General features: G+C 73.2%; 9 protein-coding genes. 4 read left to right on the forward strand and 5 right to left on the reverse strand.

The window, feature by feature from the left end:
* The first annotated feature begins 6 nt into the window (after positions 1 to 6).
* The 3 genes from ABT336_RS06720 (at position 7) to ABT336_RS06730 (ending at position 3,870) form a co-directional block, all read left to right on the forward strand.
* Positions 7 to 1,248, forward strand: coding sequence for a hydroxymethylglutaryl-CoA synthase family protein (locus ABT336_RS06720; protein ID WP_350895536.1), 1,242 nt, complete (start codon positions 7 to 9; stop codon positions 1,246 to 1,248).
* Positions 1,245 to 2,444, forward strand: a complete 1,200-nt coding sequence (locus ABT336_RS06725; RefSeq protein WP_350895537.1) for an alpha/beta fold hydrolase — start codon at positions 1,245 to 1,247, stop codon at positions 2,442 to 2,444. The genes ABT336_RS06720 and ABT336_RS06725 overlap by 4 nt, the downstream gene beginning before the upstream one ends.
* 172 nt (positions 2,445 to 2,616) lie before the next feature.
* Entirely contained in the window at positions 2,617 to 3,870 is a 1,254-nt protein-coding gene (locus ABT336_RS06730) for a hypothetical protein (protein ID WP_350895538.1), read from the forward strand.
* A 62-nt stretch (positions 3,871 to 3,932) separates the two neighbouring features.
* Here the strand turns inward: ABT336_RS06730 and ABT336_RS06735 are convergent, their stop codons facing one another.
* The 3 genes from ABT336_RS06735 to ABT336_RS06745 all read right to left on the reverse strand — a co-directional run bounded on the left by ABT336_RS06735 (position 3,933) and on the right by ABT336_RS06745 (position 7,030).
* Positions 3,933 to 4,736: an ABC transporter permease gene (locus tag ABT336_RS06735; protein WP_350895539.1), complete on the reverse strand. Its 804-nt coding sequence runs from the start codon at positions 4,734 to 4,736 to the stop codon at positions 3,933 to 3,935.
* Positions 4,733 to 5,716, reverse strand: a complete 984-nt coding sequence (locus tag ABT336_RS06740) for an ATP-binding cassette domain-containing protein (RefSeq protein ID WP_350895540.1) — start codon at positions 5,714 to 5,716, stop codon at positions 4,733 to 4,735. The genes ABT336_RS06735 and ABT336_RS06740 overlap by 4 nt, the downstream gene beginning before the upstream one ends.
* A gap of 75 nt (positions 5,717 to 5,791) precedes the next feature.
* Positions 5,792 to 7,030, reverse strand: a complete 1,239-nt coding sequence (locus ABT336_RS06745; RefSeq protein WP_350895541.1) for a cytochrome P450 family protein — start codon at positions 7,028 to 7,030, stop codon at positions 5,792 to 5,794.
* Between the two features lie 203 nt (positions 7,031 to 7,233).
* On the opposite strand from ABT336_RS06745, the gene bioA reads away from it, so the two are divergent.
* Positions 7,234 to 8,589 (forward strand): adenosylmethionine--8-amino-7-oxononanoate transaminase, encoded by a 1,356-nt coding sequence (gene bioA, locus ABT336_RS06750; RefSeq protein WP_350895542.1) that lies wholly within the window; start codon positions 7,234 to 7,236, stop codon positions 8,587 to 8,589.
* A 193-nt stretch (positions 8,590 to 8,782) separates the two neighbouring features.
* Here the strand turns inward: bioA and ABT336_RS06755 are convergent, their stop codons facing one another.
* Positions 8,783 to 9,520, reverse strand: coding sequence for a thioesterase II family protein (locus tag ABT336_RS06755; RefSeq protein ID WP_350895543.1), 738 nt, complete (start codon positions 9,518 to 9,520; stop codon positions 8,783 to 8,785).
* Positions 9,517 to 15,072, reverse strand: coding sequence for an amino acid adenylation domain-containing protein (locus tag ABT336_RS06760; protein WP_350895544.1), 5,556 nt, complete (start codon positions 15,070 to 15,072; stop codon positions 9,517 to 9,519). The genes ABT336_RS06755 and ABT336_RS06760 overlap by 4 nt, the downstream gene beginning before the upstream one ends.
* Positions 15,073 to 15,269: the final 197 nt, after the last annotated feature.

Here is a 15,269-nt window from a genome sequence, read left to right on the forward strand (position 1 = left end):
GACGGCGTGAGTGTGGGGATCGAGGCGCTGAACGTCCATGCGGGGCTGGCCCGGATCCCGGTGGCCGACCTGTTCGCCGGTCGGGGCCTGGACCCCGCGCGGCTGGACAACCTGATGATGGAGACCAAGTCGGTCGCCCTGCCGTTCGAGGATCCGGTGACCCACGCCGTCAACGCGGCCCGGCCGGTCGTCGAGGCGCTCGCCCCGGCCGACCGGGAGCGGATCGAGCTGCTCGTCACCTCCACCGAGTCCGGGGTGGACTACAGCAAGTCCGTCGCCTCGTACGTCCACGAGCACCTGGGGTTGAGCCGCCGGTGCCGGGTGATGGAGGTCAAGCAGGCCTGCTACGCCGCCACCGGCGCCCTCCAACTGGCCTGCGGATATCTCGCCTCCGCGGCGTCGCCCGGGGCCCGGGCGCTGGTGATCGCCACCGACGTCTCCCTTGTCGACGAGGGGGCGGGGTACACCGAACCGGCGATGGGCACCGGGGCTGCGGCGGTCCTGCTCGGGGAGCGGCCGGCGGTCCTCGACGTGGACCTGGGTGCCTTCGGCGTGCACAGCTACGAGACCCTCGACTCGGCCCGCCCCGGCCCCCGGTTCGACATCGCCGACGCCGACCGGTCGCTCTTCGCGTACCTGGACTGTCTGACCCACTCCTACCGGGACTACACCGACCGGGTCGGTGGGGTGGACTTCGCGTCCACCTTCGCGGGGCTGGTGATGCACACCCCGTTCGCCGGGATCGTCCGCGCCGCCCATCGCAAGCTCGCCCGCGACCACGGGGTCGCCGACGTGGCGGCGGACTTCACCAGTCGGGTCCTGCCCGGCCTGGTCTACCCCCGGCAGGTGGGCAACCTCTGCTCCGGGTCGGTGTACCTCGCCCTGGCCAGCATGGTCGACCACCTCGGGTCGACCGACCCGGTCCGGGTCGGCCTGTACGCGTACGGGTCCGGGTGCGCCTCGGAGTTCTACAGCGGGGTCGTCGGCGTGGACGCCGCCGCCACGGTGGGTCGGATGCAGATCGGCGACCAGTTGGCCGCCCGGTGCCGGCTGACCTTCGACGAGTACCGGCAGGTCCTGGCGGCCAACGCCGACTGCCTCGTCCCGGTGGCCGACCGGACGGTGGACCCGTACCGGTGGGGGGAGTTCGTCGACCGGGTCGGCCTGCCCCGGACCGTCCTCGCCTGCACCGGTGTCGACGGCCACCACCGCCGGTACGACTGGATCAAGGTCGGGGGTGTCCGGTGAACCCGCCGCCGTCGGCCGGTCCGGTGCACCCGGCCGACCTGACCGACGCCCTGCTGGCCGCTGCCCCGCTGCTGTCGGCACTCCCGCAGCCGGCACGGGTCCGGTGCGACGACCCCGGCACCGGGGACCTGCTCCGGCGGACCTGCGTGTCCCTGGGCCTCCCGCCGGTCACCCCGGTCACCGACGCTACCGACCTCGGCCCGTTCGAGCGGGTCCTGGACGGCCTGCTCGGTCTCGCCGACCGCCCCCCGCAGCGCGATCCGGCCGGACCATCCTCGGTCGACCTGGCCCGTCGACGGGACTTCACCGCCTGGGCCCACCGGGTCGACGTGTCCACCTCCGACGGGGCAGCGCTTCCCACCTGGTACGCCGGGGACCGGTCCCGACCGGCGGTGCTGATCGCGTCGGCCTGCGGGATGCCCGCCCGGCTGGCCGAGCGCTGGGTACGCCGTCTCGCCCGTGACCACTTCGTGGTCGTCCCGCAGACCCGGGGCCTGTTCGCGCCCGACCCCGCCGGGCGGGTGGACGTGATCACCCAGGCCGACGACCTGGTGACGGTGCTCGACCACCTCCGTCTCGACCGGGCGCACCTGATCGGTCTCTGCGGCGGTGCGGTGCTGGCCGTGGTCGCCGCCGCCCGTCGACCCGACCGGGTGGAGTCCCTGAGCCTCTGGCACGGCGACTTCGACCTGGGCGGGGAGAGCCCCAAGACCGACCACCAGCGCAACCTCCAGGCCCTGATGGAGATGGCCGCCCGGGACGAGACCCGGGCCGCTGCGGTGCACGCCGTCCTCGCCCACACCATGCTCGGGGTGGCCCCGCCGGGCCTGGCCCACCTGGTGGTCTACCCGTACGTCCGGCCGGACCTGCTGCACAGGTACTGCCGGCTCAACGGGGCGATCATGGCGACGGACCTGCGTCCGTACCTGACCGGTCTGTCGCACCGGACGTTGGTCGTGACCAGCCGGGACGACCGGACGGCTCACCCGGACGGGTCGCGGGCGGTGGCCGCCCGGATTCCGGACGCCGTCCTGCACGTCACCGAGCACGGTGACCACCTGTCGCTCTTCCGCGCCGGGGACGCCCTGATGGACCTGGCGGTGCGGTTCGTCGCCGGGGACCCGCCCCGCCCACAGACACCCACCCCGGTCGGGGTGGGCGACGACCACGAGCCACCGGGAGGAGGTGTCACATGAAGGTCCAGACCAAGGTCGAGAAGGCCAAGAAGGAGCTGTCGGTCCGCAAGCTCGAATCGGTGAAGGCCAGCGCGACTGTCGCCTGCATCCAGGCGTGACGTCCTGACGACCGGGGGTGGGGGGCGACCCCCACCCCCGGTTCCCCGTCGTACCTCGGCAAGGAGGTTCCCAGGTGAGCCGGTTCCCCTTCGACGCGCCGGTCACGGTCCATCCCTTCACCGCCCGCCGCGACGGCGACGAGGCCGTCGTCGGCGACGCCCGACACGAGACGTTCCTGGCCATCCCGGTCGAGGCGCTCGACCTCCTGGAGTGGCTCGCCGAGGGCGTCACCCTCGGCGAGGCCGTCAGCCGGTACGAGGAGCGCCACGGCGACACTCCCGAGGTGGAGCCGTTCCTCGACACCCTGGCCGGTGAGGGTTTCGTCGCCCCCGCCGGTGGCGCCCCGGCCCCGCCGCAGCCGTCGCCCCCACCCGGGCGGGTGTGGAACCTCGACCGGCTCTCCCCGTCGACAGCCCGCCGGCTGCTGGGGGTCCCGGTGCTGGCCGGATGCGGTGCCCTGGTCGTGGTGGCGGCGGTCCTCGCCGCCGGTGAGCCGACGGTCCTGCCCGGCCCGTCCAGCCTGGCCTTCGAGACGAACTTCTCCGCCTACCTGTGGACGGTGATGGCGATCGCCGCGGTGGGGCTGCTCGGCCACGAACTGGCCCACGTGGTGGGTGCCCGGGCCGCCGGTGTCCCGGCCCGGATCCGGGTCGGCAACCAGATGTACGCCATCGTCGTGCAGACGGAGATGTCCGGGATCTGGCTGGTCCCCAAACGACAGCGGTACCTCGCCCTGCTGGCCGGGATGATCGTGGACCTGACCGGGGCCGCCGTCCTGGTGATCCTGCTCTGGGTGGACCGGGTCGGGCTCGCCGGATATCCCGAGCCGGTCCGGATCGTCCTGTCCGCCGTCCTGTTCACCCACTTCGTCAGGCTGCTGTGGCAGACGTTCGTGTTCCTGCGGACCGACCTGTACTACGTGGCGGTGACCGCGCTGGGCACCCGCAGCCTGATGGCCGACACCGACGCGTACCTGCGGAACGTGGTCCGTCGGGTCCTGCGTCGCCGGCTCGTCGACACCTCCGGCGTCGGCCCCCGGGAGATGCGGGCGGTCCGGCTCTTCTCGGTGGTCTGGCTCGCCGGCCGGATCCTCGCCCTGGTCGTCCTCGTCACCGCGACTCTCCCGCTGCTGGTCTACTACGCCGGTCGGGTTCTCTCCCTGGTCCGGGGTGAGCCCGTGACCGGCACCTTCACCTGGGTCGACGTCCTGTCCATCGCGGCGTTCGTCTTCGTCGTCGAGGGCGGTGGGGTGGTGATGTGGATCCGTTCCCTGCTCCGGGCCCGGCGGGCCCGTCGGCAGGCCCCCGACCGGGTCCTCGTCGAGTAGGACACCGGCGGACGTGCGACGGCCCCCGGGAGTGTCCCGGGGGCCGTCGACAGTCGGTACGGTTACCGGCCCACCGCCCGGCGGTACTGCCGGATCGCCAGCGGTACGGCGATCACCAGGATCAGTCCGACCCACAGCAGTGAGGCGGCCACCGGGTGCTGCATCGGCCAGACGTCCGGGCGGGCAGCCGCCGGGCCGACGATCCCGAACTGGTCCCGCAGCGCCTGCACCACCGCCGACACCGGGTTCCACTGGGCCACCGCCCCGAGGACCGTCGGCATCGAGTCGATCGGCACGTACGCGTTGGAGAGGAACCCCAGGGGGATGGCCACAGTGAAGCCGGTGCTGCTCACCACCTCGGGGACCGGGGCGGCCAACCCGACCAGGGCCATCAGCCAGGACAGCGCGTAGGCGAAGGCGAGCAGGACCGCGAACCCGACCAGGGCGTCCAGGAACGACGACCGGACCCGCCACCCGACGACGAGGCCGAGCAGGGCGGTCACCGAGATGACCACCGCGTTGTTCACCACGTCACTGGTGGTCCGTCCGACGAGCACCGCCGACCGGGAGATCGGCATGGACATCAACCTGTCGACGATGCCGTTGCGCACGTCGGAGGCGATCGCCGTACCGGTGTTCACCGCCCCGAACAGGACCGCCTGGACGAAGATGCCGTTGAGGAGGAACTCCCGGTACGACACCCCGGGAAGGTCGATCGCCCCGCCGATGACGAACCCGAACAGCAGGGTCATCATCGCCGGTGCCACGGCGGAGTTCACCAGCAGGTCCGGCACCCGCATGATCATGCGCAGGTTCCGGCGGGCGATGACCACACCCTCGCCGAACGCCGTCACGACACTGCTCATCGGACTCCTTCCGGGGACTGCGCTGCCTCGGGGGCGGGGGCGGGGGCGGGACGGTCGGTGAGGGCGAGGAAGACGTCGTCGAGCGTCGGTCGGCGAAGTGCCACGTCGAGCACCCCGACGCCCGCCTCCCGCAACCGTCTGGTGCTCGCCAGGAGGGTTTCCACCCCGTCGTCGACCGGGACACCGAGGACCCCCGCGGCGTCGTTGACGACCACCGGGCCGGTGCCCACCGTGGCCAGGACCGTCCGGGCCGTCTCCAGGTCCGCCGCAGGGTCGACGGTGACCTCCAGCCGTTCCCCGGAGACCTGACCCTTGAGCTCGTTGGGGGTGCCCCGGGCGATGACCCGGCCGTGGTCGACGACGACGATCTGGTGGGCCAGCCGGTCGGCCTCCTCCAGGTACTGGGTGGTCAGCAGCAGGGTGGTCCCGCCGGAGACCAGGTCGCCGATGGTGTCCCACAGGGCGGCCCGACTGCGGGTGTCCAGGCCGGTGGTCGGTTCGTCGAGGAAGAGCACCGACGGGGCGACGATCAGGGAGGCGGCCAGGTCAAGCCGACGCCGCATCCCCCCGGAGTAGTCCTTGGTCCGTCGTCTGCCGGCCTCCACCAGGTCGAAGTCGTGCAGCAACTCGTCGGCGCGTTCCCGGCTGCGCCGTCGGCCCAGGTGCAGGAGCTGCCCGAGCATCTCCAGGTTCTCGAAGCCGGTCAGGTTCTCGTCCACGGCGGCGTGCTGACCGGCCAGGCTGATCCGGCGGCGGACCTCGGCGGCCCGGGTCACCACGTCCAGCCCGTCCACTTCGGCCCGGCCACCGTCGGGGGTCAACAGGGTGGTCAGCAGGCGTACGGCGGTGCTCTTGCCCGCCCCGTTGGGCCCGAGCAGCCCGGTCACGGTGCCCCGGGGCACCCTGAGGTCGAGCCCGTCCAACGCGGTGACCGCGCCGAACTTCTTACACAGGCCCTCGGCGACGATCGCGTCGGCCACAGGCGTTCCTCCTCGACGGATCGGAGCGCCGCCCGGCCGCGCCACTCCGGGACGGCCGGGTCGACGCCGAAGTGGTCAGAACCGCACGGACAGCGAGCTGAGTCCGCGCAGGGTCAACCCGGGACGCCAGGCGGCGTCGACGGGTTCGTTCGCCGGACGCAGCTGCGGCATCCGGGCGAGCAGGGTGGTGAGGGCGATCTGTCCCTCCACTCGGGCCAGCGGGGCACCGAGACACATGTGGGCTCCCCGGCCGAAGGCCAGGTGCCTGTTGCCCGACCGTCTGATGTCGAGGCGGTCGGGGTCGGTGAAGCGGGCCGGGTCACGGTCGGCGGCGGCGAGGACCGCGATGATCATCTCGCCCCGGGCGATCGGCTGTCCGGCTATCTCGGTGTCCTCGGCGGCGAACCGGGGGAAGCTGATCTCGATGGGTCCGTGGAACCGGAGCATCTCCTCGACGGCGGAGGGGGCCAGGCCCGGGTCCGCCCTGAGCAGCTCCAACTGCTCGGGGTTGCGGAACAGGGCGAGGACCATGTTGCCGATCAGGTGTTGGGTGGTGCCGAGCCCGCCGACCACGAGCAGGGCCACCATCTTGAGAAGTTCGTCGTCGGTCATCCGCTCGCCGTCGGCCTCGGCCAGGGTCATCCGTGAGATCAGGTCGTCGCCCGGGTCGGCCCGCTTGGCCACGATCAGGGCGTCGAGGTAGCCGACGAACTTCTCGATCTCCGCCATCACGTCCATCGGGCTCATCCCGGCCGGGGCGGACTGCGCCGAGGTCGGGTCGAGCGAGAGCAGCAGCTCCGACCAGAGGCGGAACCGGTTGCGGTCGTCGCGGGGGATGCCCAGCATGTCGGACATCACGGTCAGGGGCAGCGGCACCGCGAAGTCCTCGACCAGGTCGAAGGTGCGGTCCGGGCGGGCCAGCAGTCCGTCGACGAGCTGGTCGGTGATGGCCTGGACGCCGGGGCGCAGCGTCTCCACGTACTGCGGGGTGAACGCCGCCTGGACCAGCCGGCGCTGGCGGGTGTGGTCCGGCGGGTCCATGCTTCCCATGCTCCCGCCGAGGAGTCGGACGACTGCCTCCGGCAGGGCCGGGGCGCCACCGTCCCCACCCGATGCCGGAGGGCTGGTCCGGAACCGCTGGTAGTCGGTGAGGAACCCGACCGACTCCTCGTACCCGGTGACCAGCCAGACGTCCTGACCGGTGGGCATCCGGACCCGGGCGACCGGGGCGGTCTCCCGGAGGGCGGCGTACGCCTGGTACGCCGACTCCCGCGACTGGGCCGAGGTCAGATCGAGGTCGTGCGAGATCGTCACGGGGGCGTCCCCTTCCGTTGCACCGATGGCGGCCGGGGGCGTCCCAGCCGCACTGGTTGAGCATTCCCACCGCCCGCGACCACCTCTGCTCAGAGTTGAGCAGGCGGGGTTCTGCGCAGAACTGCGCAGACGACGTCCTGGTGGATCCGGTGATACTGCGGCGTCCCGACCCGGTTCCCCCAAGCCGATGGAGCGCCGAACGCATGGACGTCGACCTGACCGAGACCGAACGGCTACGGACGCTGGACCAGCAGCACGTGTGGCATCCGTACACCCCGACCGACGCGTACCTGAAGGCCAAGCCCCTGGTGATCGAACGAGGGGAGGGGGTCTACCTGTACGACAGCGACGGCAACAAGTATCTCGACGGTGGCTCCTCCCTGGGCGTCAACATCCACGGCCACCAACGTCCGGAACTCAACGAGGCCCTGGCCGCCCAGGCCGCCCGGATCGCCCACACCACCCTCTACGGGATGACCCACCCCGGGGCCGCCCAGCTCGCCGAACGGCTGGTCAAGCTGGCCCCCGAGGGCATCGACCGGGTCCTGTTCCTGGAGAGCGGTTCCAGTGCCGTCGAGACGGCCATGAAGATGGCCTTCTCGTACTGGGTGTTCAAGGGCGAGCCGCAGCGCAACAAGTTCGTCTCGATGACCGGGGCCTTCCACGGCGACACCACCGGGGCGCTCTCGGTCGGCCAGATGACCATCCTGAAGAACTTCTACCAACCGCTGCTGCGTCCCACCAGCGCCTTCGCCCAGCCGTACTGCTACCGGTGCACCCTCTGCACCGACAACTGCACCCTGGCCTGCGCCGACACCCTGGAGGAGGTCCTCGAACGGGAGGGGTCGGAGATCGCGGCCGTCCTCGTCGAACCCCGGGTGCAGAACGTCAGCGGGATGGTCGTGGCCCGCGACGGGCACCTCGCCCGGGTCGCCGAGATCGCCCGCCGGCACGGGGTCCTGCTCATCGCCGACGAGTTGGGCACCGGGTTCGGGCGGACCGGCCCGATGTTCGCCTGCGAGGCCGACGGGGTCAGCCCGGACATCCTCTGCGTCGGCAAGGGCCTCACCGGCGGGTACCTCCCGCTGGCCGCGACGATGGCCTCCGCCGACGTCTTCGACGCCTTCCGCGGCGACGGGAAGATGCTGCTGTCCGGGCACACCTTCTCCGGCAACCCGCTGGCGGTGGCGGTGGCGTTGGCCAGTCTCGACCTGTTCGAGAAGGACGACGTGATCCGGCACGGTCAGGCCCTCGGGGTCGTCCTCACCGAGGAACTGGACCGGTTCCGGGAGGTGCCGCACCTGGGTGACATCCGCCAGTGCGGGATGCTCGCCGCCATCGAACTGGTCCAGGACCAGCAGACCCGGGAGCCCTTCCCGTGGGACCTGGGGGTCGCCGTCCGGATCACCGACCGGTGCCGGGAACTGGGCCTGATCATCCACTCGGCACCCAGCGACACCATCGTCATCGTTCCCCCGTTGGCGATGACCGAGGCGCAGTTGCGGGAGATGATGGGCATCCTCCTGCAGGCCACCAAGGAGGTCGTCGCGTCCCTGTGACGCCTGCCGGTGCGGGCCGGTCGGACGACGCGTGGCGTCCGACCGGCCCGTCGGCGTCCGCCGGGTCCGCGCCGACCGACACCGCCCCCCGCCCCCGACCTCAACCCTGGCCCCGGGGACCGGCTTCGACTCGGACCTCGACCTCGACCCCGACTCCGACCTTCACCCCGGCCCCGACTTCGGGCCGGTCCGGTCACGACCGGACCGGCAGGTCCGCGCGGAGGGCGTCGGCCACCTCAGGCGGCGGACCGGCCAGGTAGAAGTGCCCACCGGGGAAGACCCGGAGCCGGTACGGTCCGGTGGTCACCTGCGCCCACGCCCGCATCTCGGTCACCTCCACCTCCGGGTCGGTGCTCCCGGTGAGGGCGGACACCGGGCAGGTCAGCGGCGGTCCGGGCATCGGCTGGTAGGTCTCGTTGACAGTGAAGTCGGCCCGCAGACCGGGCAGGAAGACCCCCATCAGGTCCGGCTGTCGCAGGATCTCCGGCGGGGTGCCGCCGAGGGCGGCGACGGCCGGGAGGAACTCGTCGCGGGGCAGATCGTGCCGGGGGGCCCGTCGAGCGGGCAGGTGGGGGGCGCGGCGGCCGGAGACGAACAGCCGGGACGGCTCCCGCCCGGTCAGGGAGAGCCGGCGGGCCACCTCGTACGCCACCACCGCCCCCATGCTGTGTCCGAGGATCGCGTACGGCCGGTCGGCGTGGTCCCGGATCGCCTGGGCCAGCGGGGGGACGATCTGGTCCACCGTGGTCATCGGACGTTCCCGCACCCGTGACTCCCGTCCGGGCAGGACCACCGGGCAGAGGCCGACCTCGGGTGCCAGGGCGGCCCGCCAGGGTCGGAAGAACGCCGCCCCACCCCCGGCGTGGGGGACGCAGTACAGCAGCGTCGGGGCGTCGTCCACCACCGGTTCCCTGATCCACGGACTGGTCATGTCTGCTCCTCCGCAGCGCGTACCACGACGTGCCCCACCGAGCCTGTCGCTCCCAGGGCGTTGACCAGGGCCCGCCGGGGGGCGTCCGGCCACGGCTCGGGTCGGTCGACGAACCGGACCCCTGTCGTGTCGAGGTCGACCAGGGCGGCGGAGGGCTCCGCGAGCAGGGTCGGGGCGAGCCGACCGTGCCGCAGTTGCAGGAGGACCTTGGTGAGCTGGGCCAGCCCCGAGGCCGCCTCGGCGTGCCCCAGGTTGGGTTTGAGGGTCCCGGCGGCGACCCGTCCGGCCCCGTCGACGAGGGCGGTGACCGCCTCGACCTCGGCCGCGTCGGAGAGGGTCGCCCCGGCCGCCGCGCACTCCACGTATCCCAGGTCGGCCGGGGTCACCCCGGCCCGGCGGACCGCCTCGCGCAGGGAGTCGGCCAACGCGCCCACGTCCGGGACCCCGTACCGGGTGGTGCCGCCGAGGTGACCCACCCAGGTGCTCTCCACCACCCCGTGGATCCGGTCCCGGTCGTCACGGGCGTCGCCGAGCCGACGCAGGAGCACCGCCCCGACCCCCTCACCGACCGGCCAGCCACCCGAGGTGGCGTCCAGGGCCCGGGGCGGGGTCTCGGCGATCAGGTCGAGTCGGCGCAGGAGGGCCGCGTGGTAGGGGTGCAGGAGCAGGTTCGACGCCGCCACCACCGCCGCGTCGCACTCGCCCCGCCGCAGGCTCTGCACCGCCAGGTGCAGGGCGGTCAGGGAGGACGAACAGGAGGTGTCCACGGCCAGGCTCGGACCTCGGAGGTCGAACACGTGCGACACCCGGTTGGCGATCTCCGATCCGGTGCCGGAGATCCGGGCGGTCCCGTCGGCGCGCCACCTGTCGGTGCCGACCAGCCGGTGGTCGTGCCACATGAGACCGACGAACACCCCGACCCGCCCCAGGGAACGGCTGGTGTGTCCGGCGTCCTCCAGGCAGGTCCAGACCACCTGCAACAGCAGCCGCAGCTGCGGGTCGAGGCCGGCGGCCTCGGCCGGGGCGATCCCGAACAGGTCGTTGTCGAAGGTGTCGACGTCGGTGAGCCACCCGCCGACCGGTCCGTCGGGACGCCCGGCGGGTGTCGGGCCGACGGCGCTGTGCCCGGTCCGCAGGTTCTCCCAGAGACGGTCGACGTCGTCGGCGCCCGGGTACCGCCCGGCCATCCCCACCACGGCGACCTCACCGGCGTCCACCGGGTACGGGGGCTGGAACCGGTCGTCGGGGGCCTCGTGGTCGGCCGCCCCGCCGAGCAGCGCCTGGAGGAACAGGTGCCCGTCGTCGAGGCGCAGGGCGTCGCGCAGCGGACCGCCGGCCACCCCACCGACCGGACACAGTCCCAAACCCCGCGCCGCCTGCCCGCTCGACAGGAGTTGGCTCAGGTGCCCGGCCTCCAGGGTGAGGTACCGGTCGGCGTCCTTGCCGTACAGGGGGGCGACCGCCCGGGTCTGCCCGACCAGGTAGATCCCGAAGGCGGACCTGTCGAAGATCGGCCGGTTGTAGCCGAAGTGGGCGGTCCGGTCCAGGTCGGCGGCGTCGCCGATGCGCCGGAGCCGGTTCTCCTCCGGGTGGTGGTAGTACACCCCGGCGGCCAGGCCGGTGACCCGGTCCCCGGGGACGTGCAGGTAGACCTGGACCCCGTAGGTGTCCCCGGCGGAGGGGTACAGTCGCCGCCCGCCGTCGTCGGGGCGGAGCAGGGCCAGCAGCGACGCCACCGAGGCCAGTGACACCGGCCGGTCGAGGAGGTCCCGGCGGGAGGACCGCCACCGGTACCACAGGTGGTCCACCCTCAGGTCGGGTAGTTCGACCGGGGTGCCCTCCTCCCGCAGGTGCCGACGTCGGGCGGCGAACTCGGCCCGTTCGGTGGGGGAGAGCAGGTCCACCACCTCGTCGGTCGTCGGGTCGGCGTCCCTCGCCCCGTCGTCTCCAGCGGTGGCACGAGCCGGGGCGGAGGCAGCCGACGCGGCGGAGGCCGGGGAGGCGGGGGACGCGGGGGAGACCCCGGAGACGTGGGCGACGATGCCGTCCACTGTCGGGTTGTCGAGCAGCACCGCCACCGGTATCCGGGTGCCCAGCCGCTCCAGGAGCCGGGCGGAGACCTGCACCATCGTGAACGAGGTGGCCCCCTGGTCCCACAGGTCCCCGGCCGGGTCGACGGACTCGCCGAGCAGGTCGGCGAAGAGGCCGGTGACCATCTCCCGCAGCGCCCCGTCGACGTCCGGCGCGGAGGCCGTCGGTGCGGTGAGCGGCCAGGGCAGGGCGTCCCGGTCCAGCTTGCCGTTGGCCGTCGCCGGGAACCGGTCCAGGACCGCCACGTGGTTGGGCACCATGTAGTCGGGGAGGGCCTCGGCGGCGTACGCCCGCAGGTCCCGGACCGCCGGGGTGGACCCGGGCGACGGCAGGACGTACGCGACGAGCTTGCGTTCCCCGCCCTCCTCCCGTGGCAGCACCACGACGTCCTTGACCTGCGGATGGGTCCGGAGTCGGTGCTCGATCTCGCCCGGCTCCACCCGGAACCCCCGGATCTTGACCTGGTGGTCGGCGCGGCCGAGGAAACAGATGTTGCCGTCGGGGAGGAAACTGGCCCGGTCCCCGGTCCGGTACATCCGGTCCCCGGGGGGCCCGAACGGACACGGGACGAACCGGTCCTCGGTCAGGGCCGGCTGGTTGCGGTAGCCGACGGCCAGGACCTCCCCGGCGATGTACAGGTCACCCGCCGCACCCACCGGGCAGGGCCGCCGGTCGGCGTCCAGGACGTAGTACCTGGCGTTGTCGATCGGTCGGCCGTACGGGATGCTGTGCCACTGCGGGTCGAGCGCCTCGACCCGGAACCAGTTCGACCAGACCGTCGCCTCGGTGGCCCCGCCGAGGCTGACCACCTCCGCCCGCCGGAAACAGGCCCGCAACTCGTCGGGGAGCCCCAGCGGGGTGTAGTCCCCGCTGAGGAAGACCAGCCGCAGGTCGTCGGTGCCGGGTCGACCCCGGTGGGCGGCGGTCAGCGGCACCAGGTGGGCCAGGGTGGTGGGGGCCGAGTTCCAGAACGTGATCGGCTCGTCGAGCAGGACGTCCAGCAGCAGCGCCGGGTCCCGTTGCTGGTCGGCGTCGGCGACGTAGACCGACGCGCCGACGCTGAGCAGGCCCAGGAGGTCGAAGACCGACAGGTCGAACCCGAGGGAGGTGACGCAGAGCCCGACGTCGGTGGGGCCGAACCGGAACGTCCGGCGGGCCCAGTGCAGCAGGTTGTGCACCGACCGGTGGGCCACCTCCACCCCCTTGGGACGTCCGGTGCTGCCGGAGGTGAAGATGACGTAGGCGGTGGCGTCGGCGTCGACCAGCGGCTCCGGGTCGGCGAGGACGGCGTCGCCGAGGCGGTCGGCGTACACGGTGGGCACCGGATCGGAGGCCGGACCGGCGTCGGCGACGGTGACCATGGCGACGGCCCCCGCGTCGGCGAGCATCACCGCCACCCGGGGGGCCGGTGTGGCGGGCTCCACCGGCAGGTACGCCCCACCGGCCTTGAGGACCCCGAAGACCGCCGCCACCATCGTCGGCCCCCGGGGGACCCGGATCGCCACGACGGACCCGGCCGCGACCCCCCGCTCCCGCAGGCCGGCGGCGATCCGGTTCGCGGCGGCGTTCACCTCCCGGTACGAGGCCGTCCCGCCCCGCCACCGCACCGCCACCGCGTCCGGGCGGAGCCGGACCTGCTCCTCGAAGAGCAGGTGGACCGGCCCGTCGTGCGGGAAGTCGACGGCCGTGTCGTTCCAGTCGTGGACGATCCGACGCAGCTCCTGCGGGAGGGCGTCGGACCCCTCCGCCGCGTCGACCACCGTCGGCGGGGTCGTCCAGGCGTCCTCCTCCCCGGTGAGCCGCACCAACCCGCTGCGGTACGCCTCGAAGACCGCCGCCAGGGCGGGTCCGGGAAACGCCCCCCGGGTCGCGTCCCAGTAGACGCCCAGCTCGTCACCCTCGTCGATGGCGATGCAGTCGAGCCCGACGTCAGGGGTGCAGGTGGCCCAGGCCGCCGCCCGTACCCCGGCCGGAAGCGGGGCGTCGGCGAAGTCCAGCAGGCCGGTGCAGACCACCGGATACCCGCCGCCGCGCCGTAGGACCAGCCGACGCAGCTCACTGAGCCCGTTCACCGCGTCGGCCTCCGCGTCGGTGGCCAGGAGTTCGTCGTACCGGCGGGCCGCGTCCCGGACCGAGGTGCCCGGCGCGGCGCGGGGGATCCAGCTCAGCGCGGTCAGCTCCGCGGGGCGCAGCGGTTCCGTCTGCGGGGTCCACCGCACCAGCGGCACCGCGAAGTCCCCCTCGACGTGGGTCCCGAGCGCCTCGGTGAGCACGGCGAGGATCACCGCGTCCAGGCTCAGTCCCAGTTCCCGGGCCCGGGACCGGCACCTGTCCCACCCGGTGATCCGGGCGGTCAACCGGTCCCGGGGGCCCTCCGTGGTGGCGACGGCCGGGCCGGGCGGCAGGTCGGCCAGGCGGTCCCGCCAGTACCGCCGGGCGGCGGTCACCGACAGGGCCGTCGGGGCGCCGACCGGTGGTGGGGGTGCACCGACCCGTGGGGTCGCGTCGGGGTCGGCGTACCGGCGCAGCAGGTCCCGCATCATCAGGTGGATGCTGCGGCCGTCGGCCACGAGCAGGTCGACAGCCACGTGGACCGTCGTCGCCCCCGCCGGGTCCACTGTCACCCGCAGCTCACCCTGGGGCAGCCGACCCAACGGGTACGCCCGTCCCGCCATCTCCGTGGTCACCGGTTCGGCGGGCACCCCGGTGGTGACCGGGACGTACCAGCGGTCCGGGACCGTCTCGTGGACCACCAGGGTCCCGTCGTGGGTGACGGCGGTCCGCAGCGGTTCGTGCGCCGCCACCAGGTCGAGCCAGGCCCGTTCCAGCCGGGGCAGGTCCACCGTGTCGACGCCGAACCCGTGGCTGACCTGACATCCGCTCCACGGCCCCGTTCCGGTGGTGGCCCGGGCGACGAAGTAGGCCTGTTGCAGGTCGTTGAGGGGGCGGGGCGGGGAGGTCGGCGACCCGATCCACCGGAGGGTGTTGACGAACCAGGCGAACACGGCGGCGACGACCCCGGGGGCGTACGCCTCCTCCCGGACGTCCCACCGGACCCGTACCCCACCGGCGTGCGGCACGAGCTGGGCGTCCAGGGTGACCCCGGTGGTCCGGCTGGTGGCGTGGGCGCCCTCGGCGTGGCCCTGTCCGGCGTCGAGGAGACTGGTGAAGACCACCGGGAGGGCGGACGGGACCCGTACCCCCCGGGCCCGCAGCTCCCGCAGGACCGCGACGCCGGGGACGTCGGCGTGGTCGAGGTCGCGGCGCAGGGTGTCGTGCACGGCCCGGGCCGCCCGGTCCAGGGGCACCCCGGCGGTGGGCTCGGCCACGAAGACGGCGGTGGCGGTGAAGGGGCCGACCACGTCGGCTGCGGCCGCCGGCAACGACAGTCGACTCGTGGTGGTCAGGACCAGCGTGAACGCCTCGTCGGCGCCGGCCCGCCGGAGGGCCTCGACGAACAACGTCAGGGCCAGGGCGGTGGGGGAGACCCCGACGGCGGCGGCGAACCCGGTGGCGGCGGACCACTCACGGGGGGTGAGGGTGGCCGTCCGGGGGACCGTCGTGGCGGCCCCGGCCGCCGGTTCCCCCGGGGGCAGAGCGGCGTGGAGGGGAAGAGTGTTACAAAGGGTGTGTTGATATAGGTGGTGGGCGGATCATT

Source organism: Micromonospora sp. NPDC000207, assembly GCF_040300925.1.
GTDB lineage: Bacteria > Actinomycetota > Actinomycetes > Mycobacteriales > Micromonosporaceae > Micromonospora.